Below are 25,392 nucleotides of genomic sequence, written 5' to 3' on the forward strand. Positions count from 1 at the left end.
AGCGTCAGACCGAAGCTCGTTCCACGAGTTCCATGTCGAGGACGACGCTGCGGGCCTTCTTGCCGTCGATCATCTCCATGGCCAACTGGGTGGCCAGCCTGCCCTGCAGGTTCATGGGCTGCCTGATGGTGGTCAGCGGTGGAGCGGTGGAAGCGGCCAGGCTGTGGTCGTCGAAGCCGATGACCGACACGTCGCCGGGGACGGACCGGCCGGCCAGGGAGAGCGCCCGGAGCGCGCCGGCGGCGATGCGGTCTGAGGCGGCGAGCACGCCGTCGATGGAAGGGTCGCGCTCCAGGAGCGTGCGCATGCTGTCGAAGCCGGAGGCCTCGTCCCAGCCTGTCCATACCGCGAGTTCCGGGTCGAAGACCCCGCTCATCGCGGCCCGGTATCCCAGCAGGCGGTCCACTGCCGCGGGGTTGTCCTGCGGGCCGTTGATGACGGCGACTCGACGGCGGCCACGGGCCATCATCCGGTCCCCGGCGAGCTGCGCGCCGGCCACGTCATCCGCGTAGACGCTCGCGAAGACCCCCAGGTAGGGGTGGCCCTCCACCTGGCCGCAGAGCACGACGGGGAGCGTGCCCTCCCGCAGCGCCTCGAGCATGTCGCCGCCGACATACGGCGAGATGGAGATCACGGCGTCCACCGCGCGGCGTTCGAAGTGGCGCAGGGCGCGCTTGTGCTCCGCGTCGGACCAGGCCTGCAGTAGCACCGGCATGGTGGAAGTCTCGGCCAGGCCTTCGGTGATCCCGCGCAGCACGGTGAGGAACGTCGGGTCGCTGAAGAACTCGTCGAGGGGCTCAGTGACAAGGATCGCGATGGTTTCCGAGCGGCCGACGGCTAGGGCCCGGCCCATCTTGTTCATCACGAATCCGGTCTCGCGCACCGCTTCGCGCACCCGCTCCTTGGTGGCGGCCGTGACCTGGGCGGAGTCGTTGAGGGCGCGTGAGGCCGTGGCCCGCGACACTCCGGCCACCCGGGCGACGTCGCCGATGGTGGCGCGTTTGATCGAGTCCAACTCCGGCCCCCTCCTGTCCTTCGGTGCAGCCTATTCTCGCACCAGTCTGGCCGACGGCGCGCCACGAAAAGAAACCGGTTTTATTTAGGGACCCCCGGGTGGCGCTCGCGTCCAGGTTATGTGTATTGTCTCAATGAAACCGGTTACATCGCAGGAGAGTGCCGGCTCTCGAGCAAAGGAGATCGAGTCCAATGACCGACGCACGTGACTGGGAGAACCCCTCCCTCACGGGGCGCAACAGGCTCCCGGCCCGCGCCTACTTCTTCGGCTACGCCACCGAAGAGGACGCCGCCACCCGAGACCGCACCCGTTCGCGCGGCTTCGTCAGCATGTCCGGCGACTGGCAGTTCCGGTTGTTCGACAACCCGCTGCGGATCCCCGCTGCCTTCACGTCCGCCCACCAGCCCGGGTGGGACACCGTCACCGTGCCCCACCTGTGGCAGCTCGACGGCTACGGCCACCTCCAGTACACCGATGAGGGCTACCCGTTCCCCATCGAGCAGCCCCGCGTGCCGGCCGACACCCCCACCGGCGCCTACCAGCGCGTCGTGCCGCTGAGCCGGCCCGCCGACGGTGAACAGGTCATCCTCAAGATGGATGGCGTCGAGTCCTACGCGGAGATCTACCTCAACGGCGACTTCGTGGGCATGACGAAGGGCTCCCGCCTCACCGCGGAGTTCGACATCACCGCCCACATCGTCGACGGCGACAACCTCTTCGCGATCAAGGTGCTGCAGTACTGCGACGCCACCTACATCGAGGATCAGGACATGTGGTGGGCCTCGGGCATCTTCCGCGACCTCTACCTCATCACCCGCCCGCAGGCGCGGCTGACGGACTTCTTCGTCCGCACCCGCAAGGCAGGCGACTCCGCAGAGGTCACCCTCACCGCAGAAGCCGACGGCGCCCGCAGCATCGAATGGACCATCGCCGACGGCGACACCACCGTCGCCAGCGCCACGCTCACCCCCGGCGACACCGTCACGCTCACCGTCGACGACGCGACCTTCTGGAACCCCGAGACGCCGTTCCTCTACGACATGACTCTCACCGTCATGGGCGACGCCGGCGTCAGCGAGCACGTCCCACACCGCCTCGGCCTCCGCGAGATCACCATCGACGACGGCCTCATGCACCTCAACGGCGCCTACTTCATGATGCACGGCGTCAACAGGCACGACCACGACCCGGAGAAGGGCCGCGCCATCTCGATGGGCCGCGCGCGCCGCGACCTGGAGCTCATGAAGCGCCACAACATCAACGCCGTGCGCACCGCGCACTACCCCAACGACCCGCGCTTCTACGAGATGTGCGACGAGATCGGCCTGATGCTGATCGCGGAGACCGACCTGGAGTCGCACGGCTTCGCCAACGTCGATGACCTGGCCAGGGTCACCGACGATCCCGCGTGGGAGGCGCCCTACGTGGACCGCATCGAGCGCCACGTGCTCGCGCAGCGCAACCACGCGTCGGTGCTCATCTGGAGCCTCGGCAACGAGTCCGAGTTCGGCTGCAACATCCGCGCGATGTACCACCGCGCCAAGGAGCTCGACCCGACCCGCCCCGTGCACTACGAGGAGGACCGCAACGGTGAGGTCGTCGACATCGTGTCGACGATGTACTCCCGCGTGCAGCAGATGAACGACTTCGGCGAGCACCCGCACCCGAAGCCGCGCATCAACTGCGAGTATGGCCACTCGATGGGCAACGGCCCGGGCGGCTTGTCCGAGTACCAGGAAGTGTTCAACACGTGGGATTCCATCCAGGGCCACTTCATCTGGGAATGGGCCGACCACGGCCTGCTCGATCGCAGCCGTAGCGGCGAAGCGGCGGGCGAGAACGCCTTCTACGCCTACGGCGGCGACTACGGCGACTACCCCAACAACAAGAACTTCTGTATCGACGGCCTCGTCTTCCCCTGGCAGCAGCCCAGCCCCGGCCTCACCGAGTACAAGCAGGTCATCTGCCCCGTCTTCGTGACCTGGAACGACGGCGTGCTCAGCGTGCGGAACCGCAGGTGGTTCACCGACCTCAGCGACATCGAGATCCGCGTCGAGACCACCGTCGACGGCGTGCCCGCCGCGCCCGTGACCCTCACGCCGCAACAGGTCGGCCCGGGCGAGACCTGGACCACCGAACTCGCGCTGAACCTCGGCGACGGCATCCCCGCGGCCGCGACGGCCCGCGTGTTCTCGACGCAGGCCCACACCTGGGCCGACGCCGGCCGCGAGCTCGGCGTCTACCAGCTTGCCGTCGTCGACGCCCTGGCCGCAGCGCCCACCGTGGCGCCACACCTGGAAACGGCGGAGGACGAGTTCACCCTCACGGTCACCACCGGCAGCGGCGAACTCGTGTTCGACACCGTCAACGGCGACCTCCTCTCCTGGCGCGCGGGCGGCCGCAGCCTGGTGGCCGCGCCGCTCCGCGTCGGGTTCTGGAAGCCGCTCATCGACAACCACCAGCAGGAGGCCGACGAGCACTGGACCCCCCAGCACATCGAGATCATGCAGAACTCGGCCCGCAACGTGACCTGGCGCCTTGACGGCGAGGCCGTCGTCGTCGAGCACGAGGTGCGGGTCGCCCCGCCGGTGCTGGACTTCGGCATGCAGTGCCGCGTCACCTGGCGCGTCGGGGCCGACGGTGTCGCCACCGTCGCGGTCAGCGGCGAGCCCTACGGCGACTACCGCGACATCATCCCGCGCATCGGCGTGAGCCTCGAGGTGCCGGGCGAACTGCAACAGGTGGCGTGGTTCGGACGCGGCCCGGGGGAGAACTACCCGGATTCGAAGGCCGCCAACACCATCGGCTTCTGGGAGAGCAGCGTCGACGCCATGGAGACGCCGTACGTCTACCCCCAGGACTACGGCAACCGGGGCGACGTGCGCTGGATGACCATCACCGACGGAGCAGGCAAGGGCCTCCACGTGAGCCGTCCCGCCGACCAGTCGCCGTTCCACTTCTCCGCGTGGAACCACACCTGCCTGGACATCGACGAGGCGCAGCACCGCACCGACCTGGTGCGCCGCGACAACGTCACGCTCAACCTCAACGACCAGGTGATGGGCCTCGGCTCCAACTCCTGGGGTTCCGAGGTGCTCGACGCCTACCGCACCCGCTTCGAGGCCTTCGGCTTCGAGTTCACCCTGCGACCCACCGAGGAGAACTGACATGCGACTCTTCACAGACCGGGCCACGATGCACGAGGTGATGGGCGGCCACAAGAAGTGGCGCCGCACCCTCCAGGCCCTGGAGAACGCGCCGTCGCTGCAGAGCGGGGTGGCCTATTCCATCGTCGACTCGCTCACCTACCGCAAGGACCGTACCGCCGGGTTCACCACCGATGAGCTCGTCGGGCGGCGCCGCTACCACGGTGTGGTCGCGGCGCTGGACGGCGATGTTGACGTCGCCGTCGCCGCCAAAGCGGACCTCGTCGAGGACGGCGCCTACTCAGATCTGACCGACCGCCAGCCGTTCCGCGGGGAAGCCGAGGTCGTCACCGTCCCGAAGAACGGGGTGCTCGTCGTCGACATCGACGAGGCGTTCCGCGTCCTTCCCACGCCCGACTCCGAAGCGGTGCTGCTGCACGTTTCGGTCGAGGGTGCCACCTTCCACAATAAATAGACCCTCAGGGAGAGAGTCACACCATGACCATTACCAACCGCGGGCGGATCGGCATGTTCGCCCTGCTCACCATGACGGTGGCGGCGGTGTTCAACATCCGCAACGTCATCAACAACAACGTGGCGATCGGGCTGGCGTCGGCACCGGCGTTCTTCTTCGCCACGCTGCTCTACTTCATTCCGTTCACCCTGGTCATCGCCGAATTCGTGGCGCTGAACAAGAACTCCGAATCCGGCGTGTACCAGTGGGTCAAGACGTCGATGGGCGGCCGCTGGGCCTACCTCACAGCGTTCACCTACTGGTTCGTGAACCTGTTCTACTTCGCGTCGCTCCTGCCGCTCATCCTCGTGTTCTCCTCCTACCTGTTCTACGGCGAGGAGAAGCAGCTGTCGCAGGTGTGGATCACCGTGCTGTCCATCATCATCTTCGCGATCGCCACCTTCGTGTCCACCAAGGGCGCCAAGTGGATCGGGTCGGTCACCTCGATCGGCGCCACGCTGGTGCTGGTGCTGACCGTCGCGTTCATCCTGCTCTCGGTCGCCTCGATCTTCGGTGGCGTGGAGCCGGCCACGGCCATCTCGGTGTCGAACATGGCGCCTGATCTGTCGACCTTCGCCATGGCGTGGGGCTTCTTCGGCACGCTGGCCTGGATCATCCAGGGAGTCGGCGGCGCTGAATCGTCGGCCGTGTTCCTCAACGACCTCCGCGGCGGCGTCAAGGCCTTCGTCCGCACCATCATCATCGCCGGGATCGCGATCGGTCTGCTGTACGCCGCCGCCTCGCTGCTGATGAACGTCTTCGTGCCCGTCGGCACGCTGGACTACTCCAACGGCCTGTTCGTCGTCATGGGGGCCGTGGGCGAGCACTTCGGCCTGTCGGCCGGCCTCGTCAACCGTGGCCTGGGCCTGATCCTGCTGGCCGCCACCCTGGGCTCGCTCCTGATGTGGACCTCCACCCCGGTGAAGATCTTCTTCTCGGAGATCCCGGCCGGCATCTTCGGCGGCAAGCTCGTCGAACTGAACGAAGAGGGCATCCCGTTCCGCGCCGCCTGGCTGCAGTTCGCCATCGTGGTGCCGATCCTCGTCATCCCGGCGCTCGGCTCCGGCAACATCAACGACCTGCTCGGCATCGTCATCAACATGACTGCGGCCACCGCGCTGCTGCCACCGCTGCTGATCCTGCTGGCCTACTGGGTGCTGCGCCGGAAGTACGACCATGTCACCCGCGACTTCCGCATGGGCCAGAAGGGCTTTGGCCTGGGCGTGGCCACCTTCCTGCTGGTCGTGTTCGCCTTCGTGTTCATCGCCGGCACCACCCCCACCGGCCAGCCCCTGTGGCTGACGCTGACCTACAACGTCGGCGGCGTCGTGGTGTTCCTCGGCCTGGCCATCATCTGGTACGAGCGCTACATCAAGCGCCTCAAGGCCACCGACCCGGCCGCCGCCGAAGCGGAGCTGGAGCCCACGGCCCAGCAGATGCTGCGCGGCGAGTACGTGTCACCGGCAGACCAGAGCGACGCCACGGTCGTCAGCTGACCTGACACGAAAAAGGGTCCGGGAGGTATCGCCTCCCGGACCCTTTTCGTGTTTCGTGCGTGAGGCGGTGGCCCCGAATCTGGATCTGGGGTCGTTGACCACCCCAGATCTAGATGTGGCGGCTGAGCCGCACCGCGAGGTCGACCGTCAGCGCCGCGGACCAGCCGAAGACGGTGGTGGCCCGCGGCGGCTTGGCCCCCGTGTCCGGGCGGAAGTACTCGTTGGGCCCGTGCTCCGCCACGAGTTCGAGCGTGGCGCGCTCGATGCGCTCCGCCTCGGCGTCGCGGCCGCGGGCGCGCAGCCCGGTGGCGACCAACCAGTTCGTGTTCACCCAGACGGGGCCGCGCCACATGCGGGTGGGGGAGAAATCCTCATCGCGGACGGCGACGGTGGGCAGCGGATGGGCGGTGGCGAACCGGTGCGGGTCGTTGATCGCCGCCAGCAGGCCGTCGAGCAGGCGCTCCGGCAGCCCGTCGACCAGCACGGGCATGAGGGAGACGATGGACTCTGAGGCGACGGGGTCGCCGTGCTCGCCGATGCTCGGGAAGAACGCCCGCCGCTCGTCCCACGTGCCGACCAGCGCCGCGACGGAGCGGTCGGCACGGGAGCGGCACCTCTCGGCTGCCGTGGCGTCGCCCCGCTCCTCCAACCAGCCCGCCAACAGGCGGTCCGCGAGGATCAGGTAGCTCGTGAGATCCGGGGACACCAGGATGGCGTCGTCGTCGAAGATCGGTGAGTCGTCCAGGCCCGACGAATAGGGATGCAGGTACGCCGGGTGCCCGGCGGGGGCGGACGTGGAGTACCACCAGTCCTGCGCGGCCAGCATGGTGGGGAGGAACTCGTCGATCACCTCGGGCCCGGCCTGCTCGGCCAGCAACGCCACCGCCAGCGCGGTGAGCGGCGGTTTCGTGAGCGGGACGCGGGCGTGCGCCAGGCTGGGGGAGCCCATGCGGCGGAGGTTCTCGAGGTCGCCGGGTGGCAGGTCGTCGGAGGAGGCGAGGATGCCGTCCTCGTGCACGACGTCGGGCAGCTGGCCGTCGTCGCAGGGGTAGGCCAACGCGATGCGGAGCTGCTCGGTGGCCAGCCCGATGTCGCCGTGGCGCAGTCCGATCGCCATGAAGTAGGCGTCCCACTGCCACAGGCCGACGTATCCGATCTTCGACGGCACGACGGCGCGGCTGAGCCCTTCAGGCGCGTCCAGCGTGAGGGTGTTGGCGCCCAGCACCCACCAGCAGAAGCGGGCGATGTCGCGCCACCGCTCGTCGACGGTGGGGCACTTCGCCATCCAGCGGGCGAGCTCACCTGCCACTTGGGACGGCCCGTCCTCAGGTGTTCGCGCGATCCGCAGCGTGGTCTCGGCGCGGTTGACCGCACCTTCCACCCGGAAGCCGGGCGGGAGTTCCACCACCACCTCGTCGGCGGCGGTGACGTAGAGGTGGGCCCCGCCCCGGAAGGTGATGCGCCAGGGGTCCACGAGTTCGACGTCTGCGGGGCTACCTTCGCCGTCGAGGACGCGGAGGCCGCTCACGGCGATGCTGTCGGCGAGCCCCCGCTCATAGGCCGCCCGGTACACGGTGAGCCCGTCGTCGGAGCGGCGCACGAAGAGCCTCGACCCGCGCACCGTGTACGGCACGTGGTCCAGGTCGAACCAGTGGGTGAGGTCGAGCCCCAGATCCTGCATGTGCTTCTCCTTGCTGGTTACGGTGCGATCTTCGCAGACCGCCCGTGGCCTCGCAGACAGTGGACTGTCTGCGAGGCCACGGCAGGTCTGCAACGTTCGCCGAATGTCTGCGACGTTCGCCGAATGTCTGCGACGTCAGCGGCCGCCGAGGCCGGAGGTGGCGAGCGACTCAATGATCTGGCGCTGCCCGATCACGAACGCGATCAGCATCGGCACGGTGGAGAACGCGGTGGCCGCCATCACCAGTCCGTAGTTCATGCCGCCGTACTGGCCCTGGAACTGCGACAGCAGCAGGGGCACGGTGAACAGCTCGGTGGAGTTCAGCAGCACCAGCGGCAGGAGGAAGTTGTTCCAGGCGTCCAGCGCGACGATGATCGCCAGCGCGCCCAGGCCCGGGCGGATGGCCGGCAGGATGACCGTCCAGTAGATGCGCCAGCGCGAGGCGCCGTCGATCATCGCGGCCTCCTCGAGCTCGACAGGGACCGACTGGATGAACTGGCGCGCGAGGAACACCCCGAACGGGTTGACCATGATGGCCGGGATGATCAGCGCGAGGTGCGAATCCACCCAGCCGAACTGCGCCATCAGGAAATAGAAGGGCACCAACGTGACCTGTTTGGGCACCATCTGCATCGCCAGGAACACCCAGAACAGAGTCGTGGAGCCCTTGAACGGGATCCGCGCGAAGCCGTAGGCGGCCATCGACGCGGTGAGGAGCGTGCCGAACACCACAAGGACGGTGATGTAGATCGAGTTCGCGTACGCGCGGCCGAACGGCAACGCGTTCCAGGCGTCGGCGAAGTTGGTCCAGACCCACGGGTCCGGGATCAGCGACAACGGGTCCTGCAGCAACTGCGGCAGGCCCTTGAACGAGGTCAGCAGCATCCAGATGAACGGCGCCACCATCAGGAGGGCGATCGCGAACACCAACGGGTGCTTGAGCCAGCCGAGCCAGACCCGTCGACGAGGGGTTGCCGGCGTCGGATCGGCGGTGGGGGCGGTGGCGGTGGGAACGGTGGAGGCGGTCATGGCTCAGCCCTCGTAGTGGACGAACTTCTTCTGGGCGCCGAACTGGATCGCGGTGATCACCAGGGTGAGGGCCAGAAGGACGATGGAGGCGGCGCTGGACAGGCCGAACTGCGACTTGGCGAAGCCCAGGTCGTAGATGTGGTAGACGATCGTGCGGGTGCCGTTGTCCGGGCCTGCGTTGTTGACCAGGACGAAGACGAGGTCGAACGTCTGCAGCGACGAGATGAAGGCCACGACCGATTGGTAGAAGACGATCGGGCTCAGCAGCGGCAACGTGATCTTGAAGAAGCGGGCCACGGGGCCGGCGCCGTCGATGGCGGCGGCTTCGAGGACCGACGGTGAGATGGACTGCAGGCCGGCCATGAAGATGACGATGTTGAGGCCCAGGGAGGACCAGACCGTCACGAGGCACACGGCCAGCAGGGCGAGCCAGGGGTGGCCCAGCCAGTCGATGGGCGCGATGCCGAACGTGCTGGTCAGGAAACCGCTGATCACACCGTCGGCGCGAAGGAGCTGCTGCCAGATGAGCGCGATGGCCACCGCACTGGTGACCACGGGCGCGAAGAACAGCACGAGGTAGAACGCGCGCCCCCTGATCTTGTTGAGCACGGTGGCCCCCACGATGGCCAGGAAGAGGCCGATCGGCACTGTGACCCCCGCGATGACCAGGGTGTTGATGATGGCGCGGCCCAGCAGCGGGCTGGTCAGCTGGTCCCGGAAGTTCTCGAACCCGATGAAATCGGGCATCCCGAAGCCGTTCCAGTCGGTGAAGGCGAGGAGGAAGGCCGCGGCGAACGGGATGAGGGTGAACAGGAGCATGCCCAGCGCCTGCGGCGCCACGAAGAACATCCCCCAGTACTTGTCCTTCTCCCGCCAGCCGCGCCGGGACGGGGCGGGCCCCGCCCCGGTCACAGCTGTGGAGGTCATGACGTGGTCTTCTCCTCGACCAGGGCGGCCACCTCGTTGAGCGCGGTCTGCGCGTCCTTCTTGCCCTCGTACAGCGGCTGCATGTATTCCACCGAGATCTGGTTGCTCAGGTCCGGGACGGCGGCCTCGGTGGCGAAGTTGGAGTAGCCCATGTCGCGCATGTCGAGCATGGTCTGGGCGTGCGCCGGGTAATCGCCGCTGAGGACGATGTCGTCGGCCCCGTTGATCGACGGGACGGCGTTGCCCTGGCCCTCGAGGCGCAGGCTCTGGCCCTCGGCGTCGAGGAAGGCGGAGAAGAAGGTGAGGGCTGCCTCCGGGTCGGCCGCCTTGGCGTTGATGGCGAGGTACGACGCGGCCACGCCGGTGGGAGCGGCCTTACCGTCGTGGGTGGGCCAGCGGACGATGTCGTAGAGGGCCTCCTCGACGCCCGCGCCGCGGATGGCGCCGATGGTGTAGCGGCCCGCGGCCAGGAAGCCCAGCTTGTGGGTGACCAGCAGGGTCTCGGAGCCGGCTCCTTCGGGCAGGAGGTCGGCGAGCTTCATCTCGCCGCTCTGGAAGCGCCGGGCGTAATTGTCCATCGCTTCGACCGACTTGGGGTCCTCGTGGGCGACGTAGTTGCCGTCGCCGTCGTAGACCTGGCCACCGTTGGTGGTCATGAAGCCGTCGTGGGTGGCCCAGTAGTTCCAGTACACGGCGCCGGTGAGGCCTGCCGCGGCGAGCTTGGCGGTCATGTCGAAGAAGGCCTCGTTGGTCCACTCGTCGTTCTCCGCCAGCGTGGCGGGGTCATCCGTGATGCCCGCGGCCTTGAGCGCCTCCTTGTCGTACCAGAGGGTGTCCGGGTTCACGTCGTTGGGCAGGGCGTAGAGCTTGCCGTCCCAGCGGGCGATGTCGAGGACGTTCTTGCTGAAGTCGCCCTCCTTGACGGAGGCGCCGTCGACGGGCATCAGGACGTCGTTGCGGATGACGGAGGCGACGCGGTCGTCGCCGATGTAGAACACGTCCGGCGCGGTGCCCGAGCTCAGCTGCGTCAACAGCTTGGAGTGGTACTCGGAGTACGACGGCGTGGGCTGGAACACCAACTCCATTTCCGGATGGTCGGCCTTGAACTGTTCCTGGAAGCGGTCGAAGCTCTTCAGGTCCTCGGGGGAGCCCCAGGTGGACCAGACGACTTTGCCGGCGCCCTTCTGGCCCCCGGTGCCGGAGCAGGCGGTGAGTGCGGGTCCTGCGACGGCGGTGGCGGCGAGGATCCCGGCGAAGCCGCCGAACTGGCGGCGCGTGAAGGTGGTCATGGGGTGCTCCTGTCTCGGGTCTGCGATGACCCTGTGTCAATGGCGGTGGTGTCCGGAACCGGTTCGGCCGGCTCCGGGGGACTGTGGGTGATGTGCTCGAGGAGCGCTGGATCGGTGGTGTCGGCTTGTCCTGCACGGAGCCCCACGAGGGTGGCGAGCAGGATGAGGGACCCGCCGACGATGAGGCGGGCCGTGAGGGTCTCGCCGCCGAGGGCGACGGCGAAGGCGGAGGCGAAGACCGGTTCGAACGTCATCATCAGCGCCACCCTGGTGGGCGTGATGTGGCGTTGGGCCCACGTCTGGAGGAGCATGGTGACGACGCCAGCGAAGAGGGCGGTGTAGAGGATCGCTCCCCACACCGTCGCGTCGGCCGGGATCCGGTACGCACCGGGCAGCCCGAGGAACGTGCAGGTCACGGCGATGCCGATGAGCTGCACCACGGTGAGGGAGAGTGTGTCCATCGTGCGCGACCAGCGGTCGAGCATCACGATGTGGAGCGCGTACAGGGTGGCCCCGACGAGGGTGAGGGACTCGCCGACCCCGCCCGAGCCGACCCCGGACAGGCTGAGCACCGCGAGGCCGAGCACTGCAATGCCGACCGCCACCCAGGTGATCCGGGTGAGGCGTGCCCTGAAGGCGATCCACAGGATGATGGGGGTCAGGACGACGTAGGTTCCGGTGATGAAGCCGGAGATCGATGCGTCGGTGTGCTGGAGCCCCACCGTCTGTACGATCTGCGCGAGGCCGTACAGGCCGCCCAGCGCGAGGCCGACCTGCCACTGCTGGGGGGTGAGCCTACGGAGTCGCGGCCAGAAGACGACCGCCGGGATGACGGCGCCGATCGAGAACCGCGCCGCGAGGAAGTCGATGGGGTCGATCCTGTCGACGGCATCCTTGATGATGAAGAAGGTCGAGCCCCAGATCGCGGTGACGACGAGGATGGCGAAGGTGGCCAGCGGCGCCCTGCGTCCTCGTGCTCTCACGGTTGTTCCTCCTCTAATGAAACCGGTTACATGTTAAAGCGACGATGGGGGTCGATGCAACCGGTTTCATTCTCGGATCGTCCCGGGCGCGGCCGGGGTAGGGGGACTCAGTGCTCGGAGGACGGGCGCAGCAGCGGGTACAGGATGGTCTCGCGGATGCCGACGCCGGTCAGCATCATGATCAGGCGGTCCACGCCCAGGCCGAGGCCGCCCATCGGCGGGACACCGTACTCGAGCGCCTCGATGAAGTCCTGGTCGTACTCCATGGCCTCATGGTCACCCGCGGCGGCCAGCTTCGACTGCGACATCAGCACATCGCGCTGGATGACCGGGTCCACCAGCTCGGTGTAGCCAGTGCCGCGTTCGACGCCGCCGATGATGAGGTCCCAGGCCTCGACCTTCCCGGCGTCGCTGCGGTGCCGGCGGGCCAGCGGCTGGGCGATCGAGGGGTAGTCGTAGACGAAGGTGGGCTGCAAGAGGCCGGGCTCGACGAGTTCGCCGAACAGCTCCATCACCATCTTGTCCGCGGCCCACGCCTTGTCGTACTCGACCTCGTTGGCGTCGGCGAACCTGTGCAGCACCTCCGCCGGGGTGTCCACCGTGATCTCCTCGCCCAGCCGCTCCGAGAGCGCGGGGAAGACCGACAGCCAGCTCCACTCGCCGTCGAGGTCGATGACGCCCTTCGGCGTCTCGAACTGCCGCGAGCCGACGGCGTCTGCGGAGGCCACGACGATGTCCTGGATGAGGCGGGCGATGGTGCGCTGGTCCCCCCACGCCTGGTACGCCTCGAGCATGGTGAACTCCGCCGAGTGCGTGGAGTCGATGCCCTCGTTGCGGAACACCCGGCCGATCTCGAACACCCTGTCCGCGCCGCCCACCATGGTGCGCTTCAGGTGGAGTTCCAGCGCGATGCGCATGGTCATGCGGATGTCGAACGCGTTGATGTGGGTCTCGAAGGGGCGCGCCGCGGCGCCGCCGTGGATGAGCTGCAGGATGGGGGTCTCGACCTCCATGTAACCCTGCCCGTAGAGGGTCTCCCGGATGGCCCGCGTGATGGCGGAGCGCTTGCGCACCATTTCGCGCGCCTCGTCGCGGACGATGAGGTCCACGTAGCGACGGCGGACCCGCGACTCCTCGGACAGGTCCTTGTGCATGACGGGCAGCGGGCGCAGCGACTTCGCGGCCATCCGCCACTCGCTGACCATGATTGACAACTCGCCGCGCTTCGAGACGATGACGCGGCCGGTGACCCAGACGAAGTCGCCGAGGTCCGCGGTGTGCTTCCACTCCGCGAGCGCCTCTTCGCCCACCTCTGCCAGCGACAGCATGATCTGGAGCCGCTCGCCGTTCTCCTCCGGCGTGAAGCCGTCCTGCAGCGTGGCGAACGCCAGCTTGCCGGTGTTGCGGATGAACACGACGCGGCCGCCGGTGGTCACGACGTCCTGGGTCTCCTCGCCGGCCTCCATGTGGCCCCACTGGGCGCGGATGTCACGCAGGGTGTGGCTTCGGGTCAGATCTGCGGGGTAGGCCTCGATCCCCTGTTCCAGCAGGCGGGCGCGCTTCTCCTTGCGGACGACGGTCTGCTCGGAGTCGGTGGGCTGCACGTCAGGGGTCTCAGTCACGCGCGTCATCCTACCGTCGCGGGTGCGGGACGCCACTTTCGCCGGGGGCCGCAGCTAGGCTGGCGGAATGAGCCAGCCCCCGCAAGGCCACGGACAGCCGCAGATGCCTGCTCCGCTCCCATCAGGCGAGCCCACCCGCGCCCTACCCCGCGTCGTGCCCGGCCCCCGTCCCCGCCCGGTGAGCCCGCAGCCTGTCGTGCCCGCCTCCGGAAGCGCGGTGCCGGTGCCGCCGGAGCCGATTTCGCCGGTGGCGCAGCGGGACACAGACCCGCGGCGGCCGCGTTTCGTCACCTATGACCTGCCGCTGTCCACCACGGATTCGCTACCGGGGCGGGAGATCGCGGCGAGCCTCGGGATTGTCATCGGCATCGCCACCCGCCCGCGGGACCTGGCGCACAACCCTGAGATGGCCTTCATCAACACCTCCGCGCGGCAGGATGCCATCGGCGCCCTGGTGCAACAGGCGCAGGAGGCCGGGGCGGACGCGGTGGTGGGAGTGCATTTCGACGGCGGCAAGATCAGCGACACCGTGAGCGAGTTGGCTGCCTACGGCACCGCGGTGCGGCTGCGTCAGGAGTAAAGGGGTCAGGCCCACACGACGGCGACACCGTCGGCACGGGCCTCGAAGACCACCTGCGACAGGTCTGTCACGTGCCAGTCAGCGCCGAGTTCGTCCTCGGTGTGGTGCGTCAGCACGCCCAGCACGGAGCAACCGGCCCCACGGCCACCCACGACACCCGCGGGGGCGTCCTCCACCACGAGGCAACGCTCAGCCGGGAACCCCAGGCGACGGGCGGCCAGTTCGAACGACTCCGGCGCCGGCTTGCCCAACACCACCTCGTCACGCGTCACCACCACCGACGGACGGGGCAGCGCGGTGGCGACCATGCGGGAATCAAGCAAGGGCGCCGAACAGGACGTGGCGATGGCGGCCCGCTCGGCGGGCACTGACTGCAGCGCCTCGAGGGCGCCGGGCAGGGCGATCACATCAGCGACGTCCTCGATCTCCAGTTCCTCGATGCGGGCGTGCGCCTCGTCGAACCTGTCGGCGGGAAGGAGGGCGCGCACCATGACGTCGCTGGGGAGGCCGGTGAAGTGGCTGTGGTGACGGGGTTCCACGCCGAACTCCGTGGCCCACGTGGCGGCGGCGCGCACGATGGCCGCGGTGGAATCTGCGAGGGTGCCGTCGAAATCGAAGATGACGGCGTCGAAGACGCCGAGGGTGCGGGTCACTTCCAGAGCGTCATGCCGGAGAAGCCGACCACGATCAGGATGAGCCCGATGGCGACGTTCCAGTCACCGATGGAGCGCATGAAGCCGATGTCCTGGCCCGCGAGGTTGTAGACAACCATCCACGCGACGCCCAGGAGCCCGATGGGGATGAACACACCCGGCACCCAGTTGCGCCCGCCGGGGGCGAGACGCGCGGTTTCGGCGCGCTGCTCAGCGAGTTCAGACAGGCGCTTGCGCTTCTGCTTGTCAGCAGCCTGCTTGCGAACCTTGGATTCCGCCACGATGTCTCCTTCTAAGATCTCGCCTAGCCTAATTGACGCCGGCGACAATGCCCACATCTGCGCGCCCATGATGGACGACGGGGGGCTCGGGCCCTCGTCGATGCCCCCGCGCCACGTACTCTGGGCCCATGGAACTGTGGCCGGTGCTGAGGGAGCGGGTCTCCGCCGTGCGCACCGTCATGGCGCGCAACCAGCTGCGTTCCCGGTCGCCGCGGGGCCGCACCACCACCATCCTGGTGTGTGTCATCGCCGGCCTGATGATGACCGTGGCAGCCATCGCCGCGCGCGGCACGGACCTGCGCAGCGACCGCACCGCCGACATGCGCGACCTGATCATCAGCCAGAGCCGGCGCACCGAGGAGCTGCGCACGCAGGTCGACGCCCTCCAGGCCGAGGTGAACGAGCTCACCAGCCGGCAGGGTTCGGGTGACTTCACCTCGGAGCTGGTCTTCGCGGAACGCGAGGCCAGCATGGTCGCCGTCACGGGACCCGGCATCCGGGTCACGCTCACGGACGCCCCGTCCGACGTGCGGCCCCCCGGCGTGGGCGACGATGCGCTCGTCGTGCACCAGCAGGACATCCAGGCCGTGGTCAACGCGCTCTGGGCAGGTGGCGCCGAGGCGATGGCCATCCAAGGGCAGCGGGTGATCGCGACCACGGGCATCAAGTGTGTGGGTAACACCGTCGTGCTGCATGGCATCCCCTATGCCCCGCCGTACGTGATCGAGGCCATCGGCGACCGCACCCAGATGCAGGCCGCGCTCGACGAGTCTCCCGCGGTGACGGTCTACCGGCAGTACGTGCAGGCCTACCGGCTGGGCTACTCCGTGGAGGGCGTGGGCACGCTGGAACTGCCGTCGTTCAGCGGGTCCACGGGCGTGCGGTTCGCCCGCCCGAACTGATGGCACAGCGAACGGCGCGGGCCGCGGCCACCGCCACGGCCCGCGCCGACTCGCAGGGGGTCAGCTGCAGGCCGGCATGCTCACCGATGTCCAACTGGCGGTCTGGCTCGGCTTCGCCGTCGCCGCCACAGACAGGGAGCCGGCGGCCCGAGACGGCTGCCCCTCCAGCGTGACCCTGGTCGTCTGACCGGCTGCCAACGTCACGTTCCGGACCCCGGAGACCGACGAGAGCCGCACTGCCTGCCGCTCGTCCGTCGGGTTCGACACCTCGACGACGACACCGGATTCGCAGTTCGCCGACACAACCGAGGCATCCATCGGCTGTGCGCCGGTGTGGACGCTGGGGGTGAGGGGAGTGGCGACCACGGAGACGAATCGTGCCGTCCCGCCCTCGCTCACCAGCGACAGGCCGAGTGATCCCGGATCAGGGAAGACCTGGCTGGTGATCGTCCGGAGGCCACCCTCGGTGAACGCCTCGACCGATGCGCGGTCGACGTAGACCGTGAACGTCACGGTGCCGTCCGGGTTGACCAAGGGTGCCGAGTCGATGGCGGCGAACTGCGGGTGGAAGCCCGTGGCGCCGGAGCGGGTCCGGTCCACCACCAGCCGGCTGGTCTTCGCGTCGATGCCCACCAACGTGCCTTCACCGCCGTCGGTCCCGAAGGCGGCGTCGGTGCGCACGGCGACACCTGCGAAAGAGGCATCCCGCGGCTCGACGGTCACGTCGAGCTTGAACGCATCCGATGCCCACGGCAGCGCGACGACCGAATCGTCCACCGCGACGTTCGTGCGCCGCAACCGCTCAGCCGGCACCTCGAGCGAGGACGCCTCGCGCACCGGTACCTGACGCAGCGCGTAGGAACCGTCGACGAGCTCGAGCGTGACCTCGCGCGGCAGCGTGTTGGCGCTGCGCCACGGGGCGGTCGGGATGGCGTTGGCGTAGCGCCAGTCGTTCATCCACCCGATCATGATGCGGCGGCCGTCCTGGACGTTGGCGAAGGAGATGGCCGCGTAGTGGTCCGGGCCCCAGTCGAGCCAGTCATAGGTCTCGACGCGGCGGGGCTGCGGGGCATCGGAGGCGACAATGTCGTCGACCAGGATGTGGCCCCAGCCGAACCGGTTGTTGTCCACGATCAGGATCTCGGCCTCCTGCCCGGCGAACTCGGCGACGTCCCACGCCACCCAGTCGAGCTGCTCCGAGTCGCGCCCGGTCGCGCTGCGCACGACCTCGCCGTCGACCACGAGGTTGACGGTGGTCTCGGAGGAACGGGGCACGGCCGGCTCATCGCCGATGACCACGTGATCGAACGTCAGGTGGCCCCAGCCGCCGCCGACCTCGTCGACGATGCGCAACGCGGCGTCGCGGCCGCGGAACTCCGCGATGTCCCAGCTGCTCCACTGCAGCGCGCCGGCGTCCTGGCCTCCCGCGGTGCGCACCACCTCGCCGTCGACGATGAGCTGCACGGCCAGGCCCGGCCGCTCGCGACCGCCGCCGACCAGGAAGGAGAGGTGGTCGCCGTCGATCGGGAACGACGGCGAGGTCAGGGTGCCGATGTTGTCGTCGCCCTTGGGCCCGCCCTCCCACGTGTTGATGCGGGCGTCGCCGAGGTAGTAGTCACCGCCGGCATAGGCCGGGCTGTCGGTGGCCGCGAGGTCGCCGGTGCCCACCCAGCCCAGGTCGGCCAGGCTGCCGCCGTCGCGAAGACCTTCGAAGCCGTTCCAGAGCACCGTGCCCGCGGGGGGCTCATTGCCGAGCTGGCCGCCGTCGACGCGCGGGTGGTTGCCGCCGCCCACCAGCAGGTTGAGCCAGGGTTCCTCGACCCTGAACGGCGCTGAGGTCATCGTGCCGACCGGCCAGTCCCAGCCGACGAAGCTGTTGACCAGCCGCTCGCCTCGGTGCCCGTTGATGGCCTGCTGGTCCCGCCAGGCGCCGGGCTGGGGGCCGTCGCCGAAGGGGCCGTTGAACTCGTTGCCGGGGTCGTTGGCGACGGTCCATCCGGAATCCGCCCACGTCCCGAATTCGAAGTCCTCGATGACGGTGCCGGGCACGACCTCGTCACCCTGGACGACGTTCTCGGCGGTGTAGGTCACGCCGTCGAAGTCGCCGACGAAGTACTGGGCTCCCGAACCGCCCGCAGGGGATCCGGGGTTGAGGTTGACCACCATGACCCACTTGGTCTCGTCGCTGCCGTCGACCGTCAGCGGGAATAGGTCGGGCACCTCCCAGATGCCGCCCGTGGCGTTGGCGGGGCCGAAGGTGGAGAGGTAGGTCCACTCGAGCAGGTCGTCGGAGCGGTAGAGCACCACCTGGTGATCGAGCGCCTCGACGGTGACCATGACCCAGTACGACTCGCCGGTCTCCGGCGATGTGTAGCGGCTCACCTTCGGGTCGCGGAAGTTCTGCGAGCCCCGGTCCAGCACGGGGTTGCCCGCGTACTTCTCCCAGGTGTAACCGCCGTCGAGCGAGTAGGCCACAGACTGTGCCTGGATACCCGCCAGCGTGGGGTGCGCGCCGGTGTAGGCGCTGGTGTAGTGCGCCACCAGCGGCGGGTTGTCGGCGGTGCCGAGGCCGCTGGTGTTCTCCGTGTCGACCACGATGGAGCCGGAGAAGATGTCCTCGACCGGCTGCCCCTGGCTGTTGAACGTCTGGGCGATGGCCAGCGGCTGCTCGCTCCAGTGCAGGAGGTCCGGGCTGGTCGCGTGGCCCCACGACATGTTGCCCCACGTGTCCGCGGAGGGGTTGTGCTGGTAGTAGAGGTGCCAGACGCCGTCGTGGTGGACGAGCCCGTTCGGGTCGTTCATCCAGTTGCGTTCCGGCGTGTAGTGATAGGCCGGGCGATAGGGCTCGTGCCCGGCCGTGTCGTCGGCTGCAGCAGGGAGCCCGACGGCGGCGCCGAGAGCCACCGTGAGGGCGATTCCTGCCCTGGTCAGTCGTTTCATTGGTTGTTTCCCTTCTGGTGACAACGTTGTCATGGCAGAGGGTAACAAAGGTGGGGGTCACCTTGATCATTAGTTCGCCGTTCATGAGATTTGACGGCAAAATGACTCGCATGTTCCCCAACTCCTCCCGCCCCACGATGCGTGACGTCGCCCACGCATCAGGGGTGGCCATCAAGACCGTCTCCCGCGTCATGAACGGCGAGCCGAACGTTGCGTCCGCCACAGCGGAGCGTGTGCTGCGCGCGGCTGACGAGATGGGCTACGTCATGCACCAGCAGGCCTCGGACCTGCGTCGCCGCGACGGGGGCGTGGGAGCGATCGGGCTGCTGCTGTCGAGTGTCGGCAACGCCTTCGACTCGAGGCTGCACCGCGCGGTGGAGCGACTCGCCAACGACAACGCGATGATGACGCTGGCGGCCAGTACCGAGGACGACCCGGACGTCGAACTCGCGCGCCTCCGCGGTTTCGTGGCGCGTCGGCTCGACGGGCTGATCGTGCTCACCGTGCGCGAGGACCATTCGCTCCTGGCCCGTGAACTCGAGCGCGGCTGGCCCGTCGTGTTCGCGGACCGCCCTGCTCCCGACGTCGACTGTGACTCCGTGACCTCCGACAACGCCGGTGGCGTCCGCGCGGCCGTCCGGCACGTGCGCAGATACGGGCACACCAGGATCGCCTTCCTGTCCAACCTGCAGGTGATCAGCACCTCGAGGGAACGCACCGCCTGCTTCCGCGACGCCACCAGCGACCTCCCTGACTGCACGGTGACCACCGACCTGGCGGACGAGGCGGCCGTGATCGCCGCCATCGAGCGGCTCATGGGCTCCGGAGCGGCCCCGACGGCCATCCTGTCCGGCCGCAATGACATCACGATCGCCACCGTCAGGGCGCTGCAGCGGCTGGGGCTCGAGCGCTCCGTCGCGCTGGTGGGCTTCGACGACATCCCGATGGCGGATCTGGTGCGGCCCGGCATCACGGTCATCGCTCAGGACCCGGACGCCCTGGGAGAGTTGGCGGCCACCCGGCTGATCGCCCGCATCCGGGGAGAGAACCTGCGCCCTGAGCAGGTGGTCGTGCCGACACGCCTGATCGTGCGAGGCTCGGGCGAGATCACAGCCGGGCGTTCCTGAGCGGGCGCTCCCGGGTGGAGCCGTCGGCTCAGAAGCCCGTCGCGGGCTTGGTGTGGCGCGTGGCGCCGGTGATGGCCGAGAGCACGTTCTCGTAGGTGGCCTCGTCCACTGCGAACGAGCCGTTGTTGCGGCCGTGGCGCAGCACCTCGATGCGGTCCGCCACCGAGCGCACGTCTGCCAGGTTGTGGCTGATGAGGATGACGCCGAGGTTCAGCTCGCGGAGTCGCTCCACGTGGCTCAGCACCTCTGCCGTCTGGCCCACCGACAGCGACGCCGTGGGCTCGTCCAGGATCACCAGCCGCGGGTCTGTCACCAGTGTGCGCGCAATCGCCACGCACTGCCGTTGGCCGGCCGACAGTTGGTGGAGGGGGACGCTCAGGTCTGGGATGCGGCTGTTGAGCTGGTCCAGGTACTGGCGCGCGAGGAGTTCCATGCGTGACTCGTCCAGCAACCCGTCGCTGCGGGTCAGCTCGCGGCCGAGGAAGATGTTCGACGGCACGTCCAGGCTCTCCACCAGCGCGAACTCCTGGAACACCGTCGCGATGCCGAGCGCGATGGCTGCCTTGGCCGATGTGATGGCCACCGGTTGGCCTGCGAGCCGGACCTGCCCCGCGTCGGGCTGGTAGACGCCCGCGACGATGCGGGCGAGTGTGGACTTGCCGGCCGCGTTGTCGCCCACGAGGCCGACCACCTCGCCCGCGCGGACCGTGAGGTCCACGTCGACCAACGCCTGCACGCCGCCGAAGGACTTGTGCACGGATCTGAGCTCCAACAGCGGTTCAGTCACGTTGCTCCCCTCCCGAGGATGTTTCCAGCACAGACGTCAAGGACATCATGTCGAAGACGCGGGCGACGACGCCGAGGGTTTCCGCTTCCTGCCCGAGCTGGCCCGGCACCAGGAGTGAGCCCGCGTCGGTGAGGAGCGGTCTGGCGCCCAGTGCGTCGAGCATGGGCCCCAGGAGCGCGTCGCCCGCCTGGGCCAAGGGCCCGCCCACTGCGATGCGGTCCGGCCCGACGGCGGTGGCGAGGTCTGCGAGCGCGGCACCGATCGCAGCCCCCGCGTCGGCGACGACCTGCCGGCAGCCCCTGTCGCCCGAGTTCGCCGCCGCCACGATGTCGCGCAGCGACAGGGAGCCGTGGCTGATCCGGACCAGCTCGCGCAGGGCCTCGATCGACACGACGGTGTTCAGGCAGCCTCGGGCACCGCAACGGCAAATGGCCCCGTCCGGAGCGACCCGAACGTGGCCGAGCCCCGCCGCGGGAGCCGAACCGGGGCGCAGCACGGCGCCACCGAGCACGATCGCGGAATCCGTCACCTCACCCACGCGCACGTACACGCCGCACGCCGCGCCGCGCAAGGCCCCGATGCGGGCCTCGGCGAGGGCGGCGGCGTCGGTCTCACGTTCGACCAGGACGGGGCGGTGCAGTCGCCGCTCGATGATGTCGGCGACGTCGACGTCGTCCCACGTCGGCAGCCCGACGACGGCGCCGCCGCGGTTGGCGGACGGCATCGCGACACCGATCCCCACCAGGTCTCCCAGCGCGAGCCCGCGTTGATCGGCGAGTTCCGCGGCCAACATCGCGGCGCGGTCCAGGGTGGTGTCGAAGCGATGCTCTGGCGGCAGCGGCAGATGCTGCCGGGCCACCTGGGCGTAGCTGGCGTCGACCAGCGACATCTCGAGCGCGCGGGGCCGGATGTGGATGCCCAGAGCGAGGGAGGTGACGCGCGCCAGCGTGACGAGCTGGGCGCGGCGTCCGGAGCGCGTCGTCGCTGACGTCTCGACGGCGCCGGCCGCGAGCAGCTGCTTCACGATGTTGGAGACGGTGGCAGGGGAGAGGCCCGTGGCGGCGGCGAGTTCGACCTGGGTGAGCTGGCCGTAGAGCTTCACCGCCTCGAGGATGCGGGCGCTGTTCGCCTCGCGTAGCGAGGCTTGTGAGCCGGGCGCTCCGCTGCTTTCCCTCATGCGGCAACCCTACCAGCGAGCATTAAGGCTTGAACTCAAGATCTGGCGAGGTTGGTGACGTTGGCGGCGAGACACGGCCGGTCTCGCGGGTCGACGCGGAAGGAAGCCCTAGTCAGGACAGGTGTGTGCGCATCCCTCGAGGCCGCCCGCGATGCCGCCGCCGGCCGATGAGTATCACGAAACGGTAACGGTTGAGTTCAAGACTTGACGACAAGGTTGGAGGCTCGTACATTTATGACATCGTTGACATAGAGGACAGCGACAGTCGAAGGAGACGTAGATGACTGCTGGGCAACTGCTGCTCGACATGCGCCACATCACGAAGGTGTTCCCTGGCGTGAAGGCGCTCGACGACGTCACCATGTCCGTGCGCCGCGCCGACATCCACGCCATCTGCGGGGAGAACGGCGCGGGGAAGTCCACCCTCATGAAGGTGCTGTCCGGGGTCTACCCGCACGGCACGTACGAGGGCGAGATCCTGCTCGAGGGTGAGGAGATGCACTTCACCGGCATCAAGTCCTCCGAGGAACACGGCGTCGTGATCATCCACCAGGAGCTGGCACTCATCCCGGAGCTGTCCATCACCGAGAACATCTTCCTCGGCTCAGAGGTGATGCGAGGAGGACTGATCGACTGGGAGGCGGCCCGCACGCAGGCGGTGGACCTCCTGGCGCGCGTCGGCCTCGACATCAGCCCCGACACCCAGGTCAAGACCCTCGGCGTCGGCCAGCAGCAGCTCGTCGAGATCGCCAAGGCCCTGTCCAAGAACGTCCGGGTCCTCATCCTCGACGAGCCCACCTCGGCCCTCAACGAGGACGACTCCGCGCACCTCCTGGACCTCATGCGCGGGCTCAAAGCCCGCGGCATCACCTGCCTGATGATCTCCCACAAGCTCAACGAGATCGCCGCGGTCGCCGACGCCGTCACCGTCATCCGGGACGGCCGCACCGTCGAGACCTACGACGTGGTGGCCGGCCAGGTCGACGAGGACCGCATCATCCGCGCCATGGTGGGTCGCTCGCTCGAGAACCGCTACCCGCACCGGACCCCGAAGATCGATGAGACCCTCGCGGAGGTCCGCGGTTGGAACGTCGAACACCCCAACGTCCCCGGCCGCTTCGTCGTCAAGGACGCCAACTTCACGGTGGCCCGTGGCGAGGTGGTGGGCTTCGCCGGCCTCATGGGCGCCGGGCGTACCGAGCTGGCTCGCAGCATCTTCGGCCACTCCTACGGCACCTACCGCTCCGGCGAGCTGCTCATCGGGGGCAAGCCGGTGTACGCCAACACCGTCCAGAAGGCCATCGCCGCCGGCATCGCCTACGTCACGGAGGACCGCAAGAACCTGGGTCTCAACCTCATCGACGACATCAAGGCCACCGTCGTCTCGGCCAACCTCAACGGCATCGTGCGACGGTTCCTGCTGCAGCCGCGCCTCGAGGCCGAGGTGGCTGAACGGTACCGGCGCGAGCTGCGGATCAAGAGCTCTTCGGTCGACGTCGGCGTGGCCACGCTCTCGGGCGGCAACCAGCAGAAGGTGGTGCTCAGCAAGTGGATGTACTCCTCACCCGAGCTGCTCATCCTCGACGAACCGACGCGGGGCATCGACGTCGGCGCCAAGTACGAGATCTACAAACTCATCCACCAACTCGCCGATGAAGGCAAGGGCGTGATCGTCATCTCCTCTGAGCTGCCCGAGCTGCTCGGCATCTGCGACCGGATCTACACGATCTGCGAAGGCCGGATCACCGGCGACCTCCCGGCGTCCGAGGCGGATCAGGAAACCCTGATGCGCCGGATGACCACCACGTCCACCGCGCCGGCGGCCCCGGCTCTCTCCGCCTGACGGCGCAGTCACCATGGAAGATCGAACCATCATGAAAGCTCTCAAGCAGGTCTTTGGAGGCAAGCTCCAGCAGTACACGATGGCGTTGGCGCTGATCGCGCTCGTCGTCGTCTTCAACGTCATCTCCGGCGGCCGGATGCTGACGTCGTCCAACTTCCAGAACCTCATCTCGGGCAACGCCTACGTGCTGATCCTGGCCATCGGCATGGTCATGGTCATCGTCATCGGGCAGATCGACCTGTCGGTCGGCTCGGTGGCCGGCTTCGTCGGGATGAGCGTGGCCATCTCCATCGCCCAGTACGGCTTCCCCTGGTGGGCGGGCCTCCTGCTCGGCCTCGTCCTCGGGGTGCTCGTGGGCATGTGGCACGGCTTCTGGCTGGCCAAGATGGGCATCCCCGGGTTCATCACCACCTTGGCGGGCATGATGATCTTCCGCGGTCTGGTGATCTGGATGTCGCACTCCATCTCCGTGCCCGTGCCCACGCAGTTCTCCTACCTCGGCGCCGGCTACCTGCCCGAGTGGGGGCCCGCCTGGACCGGTCTGAACAACTCGACGCTGCTGCTCGGGCTCCTCGCGCTCGCCTGGTTCGCGTACAGCGAGATCACCCGACGTCGCCAGGCCAAGGCCCGCGGCTCCGAGATCCCGCTGTGGGTCACCGGCACCCGCGTGGTGCTGATCGCAGCCGTCATCGGCTACGTCACGTGGCTGTTCGGCAGCGGCCGCCCCGGCACGTCGTTCCCCATCCCCGGCCTGATCCTCGTCGTGCTCGTGATCATCTACCACACCATCACGCAGCGCACCCGCTTCGGCCGCCACATCTACGCCGTCGGCGGCAACAAGGCCGCGGCCGCGCTCTCGGGCGTCAACACCCAGCGCACCTACTTCCTCGTCATGACCAACATGAGCTTCCTCGCGGCCGTCGCGGGCATCCTCTTCATCGGTCGCTCCACCGCTGCGGGCCCCTCCGACGGAACCATGTGGGAACTCGACGCCATCGCCGCGGTCTTCATCGGCGGCGCCGCTGTCTCCGGTGGTATCGGCACCGTCGTCGGCTCGATGGTCGGTGGCCTGGTCATGGCCGTCCTGAACTCCGGGCTCATGCTCATGGGCGTGGGCGCGGACCAGACGCAGGTCATCAAGGGCCTCGTCCTGCTGGCCGCCGTCGCCTTCGACGTGCACAACAAGAACCAGGGCAAGCCGTCGATCATCGGCACGCTGATGCGCAACGTCGGAAAGAAGCCCGACGTCGCGGAGGTCCCCGCCGGGACGCCCGAGGCCCAGCAGCTGGCAGGTACCCCCGAGGTCCCCGTCGAAGGCCCGGCGACCGACACCAAGGCCACCATTCCGTCCTGATCCCGGCCGACACCGGCACCCCTTGTCACCCCCTTTACCGGCATTC

At 68.4% G+C, this 25,392-nt stretch carries 20 protein-coding genes; 8 read left to right on the top strand and 12 right to left on the bottom strand.

The window, feature by feature from the left end; translation table 11 throughout:
* Positions 1-4 precede the first annotated feature (4 nt).
* The gene (locus H5393_RS00095) at positions 5-1,015 is read right to left on the bottom strand and encodes a LacI family DNA-binding transcriptional regulator (RefSeq protein WP_182765042.1); all 1,011 of its coding nucleotides are present in this window, start codon (positions 1,013-1,015) and stop codon (positions 5-7) included.
* 191 nt (positions 1,016-1,206) lie between these two features.
* Here H5393_RS00095 and H5393_RS00100 point away from each other — a divergent pair, with 191 nt between their 5' ends.
* Genes H5393_RS00100 through H5393_RS00110 form a run of 3 tightly spaced genes read left to right on the top strand, consistent with a single transcriptional unit; the run spans position 1,207 to position 6,171 of the window.
* Positions 1,207-4,182 carry a glycoside hydrolase family 2 TIM barrel-domain containing protein gene (locus tag H5393_RS00100; protein ID WP_182765043.1) on the top strand — a complete coding sequence of 992 codons (2,976 nt, stop codon included), beginning with the start codon at positions 1,207-1,209 and terminating at the stop codon, positions 4,180-4,182.
* 1 nt (position 4,183) lies between these two features.
* Complete coding sequence (locus H5393_RS00105) at positions 4,184-4,636, top strand: beta-galactosidase subunit beta (protein WP_182765044.1); 453 nt, start codon at positions 4,184-4,186, stop codon at positions 4,634-4,636.
* A gap of 23 nt (positions 4,637-4,659) precedes the next feature.
* Entirely contained in the window at positions 4,660-6,171 is a 1,512-nt protein-coding gene (locus H5393_RS00110) for an amino acid permease (RefSeq protein WP_182765045.1), read from the top strand.
* Positions 6,172-6,280: 109 nt separating this feature from the next.
* Here H5393_RS00110 and H5393_RS00115 read toward each other — a convergent pair whose 3' ends face one another.
* The 6 genes from H5393_RS00115 to lysS form a co-directional block, all read right to left on the bottom strand.
* Positions 6,281-7,852 carry a glycogen debranching protein gene (locus H5393_RS00115; protein ID WP_182765046.1) on the bottom strand — a complete coding sequence of 524 codons (1,572 nt, stop codon included), beginning with the start codon at positions 7,850-7,852 and terminating at the stop codon, positions 6,281-6,283.
* Positions 7,853-7,987: 135 nt separating this feature from the next.
* Positions 7,988-8,881, bottom strand: coding sequence for a carbohydrate ABC transporter permease (locus H5393_RS00120; protein ID WP_182765047.1), 894 nt, complete (start codon positions 8,879-8,881; stop codon positions 7,988-7,990).
* Positions 8,882-8,884: 3 nt separating this feature from the next.
* Complete coding sequence (locus H5393_RS00125; RefSeq protein WP_220488120.1) at positions 8,885-9,808, bottom strand: carbohydrate ABC transporter permease; 924 nt, start codon at positions 9,806-9,808, stop codon at positions 8,885-8,887.
* The gene (locus H5393_RS00130; protein WP_182765048.1) at positions 9,805-11,097 is read right to left on the bottom strand and encodes an extracellular solute-binding protein; all 1,293 of its coding nucleotides are present in this window, start codon (positions 11,095-11,097) and stop codon (positions 9,805-9,807) included. Before H5393_RS00130 ends, H5393_RS00125 begins: the two co-directional genes overlap by 4 nt.
* Positions 11,094-12,080, bottom strand: a complete 987-nt coding sequence (locus H5393_RS00135) for a DMT family transporter (RefSeq protein ID WP_182765049.1) — start codon at positions 12,078-12,080, stop codon at positions 11,094-11,096. The genes H5393_RS00130 and H5393_RS00135 overlap by 4 nt, the downstream gene beginning before the upstream one ends.
* Before the next feature lie 107 nt (positions 12,081-12,187).
* Positions 12,188-13,711 (bottom strand): lysine--tRNA ligase, encoded by a 1,524-nt coding sequence (gene lysS / locus H5393_RS00140; protein WP_182765050.1) that lies wholly within the window; start codon positions 13,709-13,711, stop codon positions 12,188-12,190.
* Between the two features lie 58 nt (positions 13,712-13,769).
* Here lysS and H5393_RS00145 point away from each other — a divergent pair, with 58 nt between their 5' ends.
* Positions 13,770-14,282: a YbjQ family protein gene (locus tag H5393_RS00145; protein WP_182764197.1), complete on the top strand. Its 513-nt coding sequence runs from the start codon at positions 13,770-13,772 to the stop codon at positions 14,280-14,282.
* Between the two features lie 5 nt (positions 14,283-14,287).
* Here the strand turns inward: H5393_RS00145 and H5393_RS00150 are convergent, their stop codons facing one another.
* Complete coding sequence (locus H5393_RS00150) at positions 14,288-14,935, bottom strand: HAD-IA family hydrolase (RefSeq protein WP_220488121.1); 648 nt, start codon at positions 14,933-14,935, stop codon at positions 14,288-14,290.
* Positions 14,932-15,216: a cell division protein CrgA gene (locus H5393_RS00155; protein WP_076061306.1), complete on the bottom strand. Its 285-nt coding sequence runs from the start codon at positions 15,214-15,216 to the stop codon at positions 14,932-14,934. The genes H5393_RS00150 and H5393_RS00155 overlap by 4 nt, the downstream gene beginning before the upstream one ends.
* A gap of 128 nt (positions 15,217-15,344) precedes the next feature.
* Here H5393_RS00155 and H5393_RS00160 point away from each other — a divergent pair, with 128 nt between their 5' ends.
* A complete protein-coding gene (locus H5393_RS00160; RefSeq protein WP_255436228.1) occupies positions 15,345-16,118 on the top strand; it encodes a DUF881 domain-containing protein in 774 nt (257 codons plus the stop codon).
* Positions 16,119-16,178: 60 nt separating this feature from the next.
* Here H5393_RS00160 and H5393_RS00165 read toward each other — a convergent pair whose 3' ends face one another.
* Positions 16,179-19,058 carry a glycoside hydrolase family 32 protein gene (locus tag H5393_RS00165; RefSeq protein ID WP_182765051.1) on the bottom strand — a complete coding sequence of 960 codons (2,880 nt, stop codon included), beginning with the start codon at positions 19,056-19,058 and terminating at the stop codon, positions 16,179-16,181.
* A gap of 110 nt (positions 19,059-19,168) precedes the next feature.
* On the opposite strand from H5393_RS00165, the gene H5393_RS00170 reads away from it, so the two are divergent.
* Positions 19,169-20,185 carry a LacI family DNA-binding transcriptional regulator gene (locus H5393_RS00170; protein WP_220488122.1) on the top strand — a complete coding sequence of 339 codons (1,017 nt, stop codon included), beginning with the start codon at positions 19,169-19,171 and terminating at the stop codon, positions 20,183-20,185.
* Positions 20,186-20,213: 28 nt separating this feature from the next.
* On the opposite strand, the gene H5393_RS00175 is transcribed toward H5393_RS00170, so the two are convergent.
* Both H5393_RS00175 and H5393_RS00180 read right to left on the bottom strand, forming a co-directional pair.
* Complete coding sequence (locus tag H5393_RS00175) at positions 20,214-20,972, bottom strand: ATP-binding cassette domain-containing protein (RefSeq protein ID WP_182765053.1); 759 nt, start codon at positions 20,970-20,972, stop codon at positions 20,214-20,216.
* Positions 20,965-22,149, bottom strand: coding sequence for an ROK family transcriptional regulator (locus H5393_RS00180; protein WP_182765054.1), 1,185 nt, complete (start codon positions 22,147-22,149; stop codon positions 20,965-20,967). The genes H5393_RS00175 and H5393_RS00180 overlap by 8 nt, the downstream gene beginning before the upstream one ends.
* A 280-nt stretch (positions 22,150-22,429) precedes the next feature.
* On the opposite strand from H5393_RS00180, the gene mmsA reads away from it, so the two are divergent.
* Both mmsA and H5393_RS00190 read left to right on the top strand, forming a co-directional pair.
* Positions 22,430-23,992, top strand: coding sequence for a multiple monosaccharide ABC transporter ATP-binding protein (gene mmsA, locus H5393_RS00185; protein WP_182765055.1), 1,563 nt, complete (start codon positions 22,430-22,432; stop codon positions 23,990-23,992).
* Between the two features lie 31 nt (positions 23,993-24,023).
* Entirely contained in the window at positions 24,024-25,346 is a 1,323-nt protein-coding gene (locus tag H5393_RS00190; protein WP_182765056.1) for a sugar ABC transporter permease, read from the top strand.
* The last annotated feature ends 46 nt before the right edge of the window (positions 25,347-25,392 follow it).

It is taken from the genome of Tessaracoccus sp. MC1756 (assembly GCF_014164735.1).
Taxonomy (GTDB): domain Bacteria; phylum Actinomycetota; class Actinomycetes; order Propionibacteriales; family Propionibacteriaceae; genus Arachnia.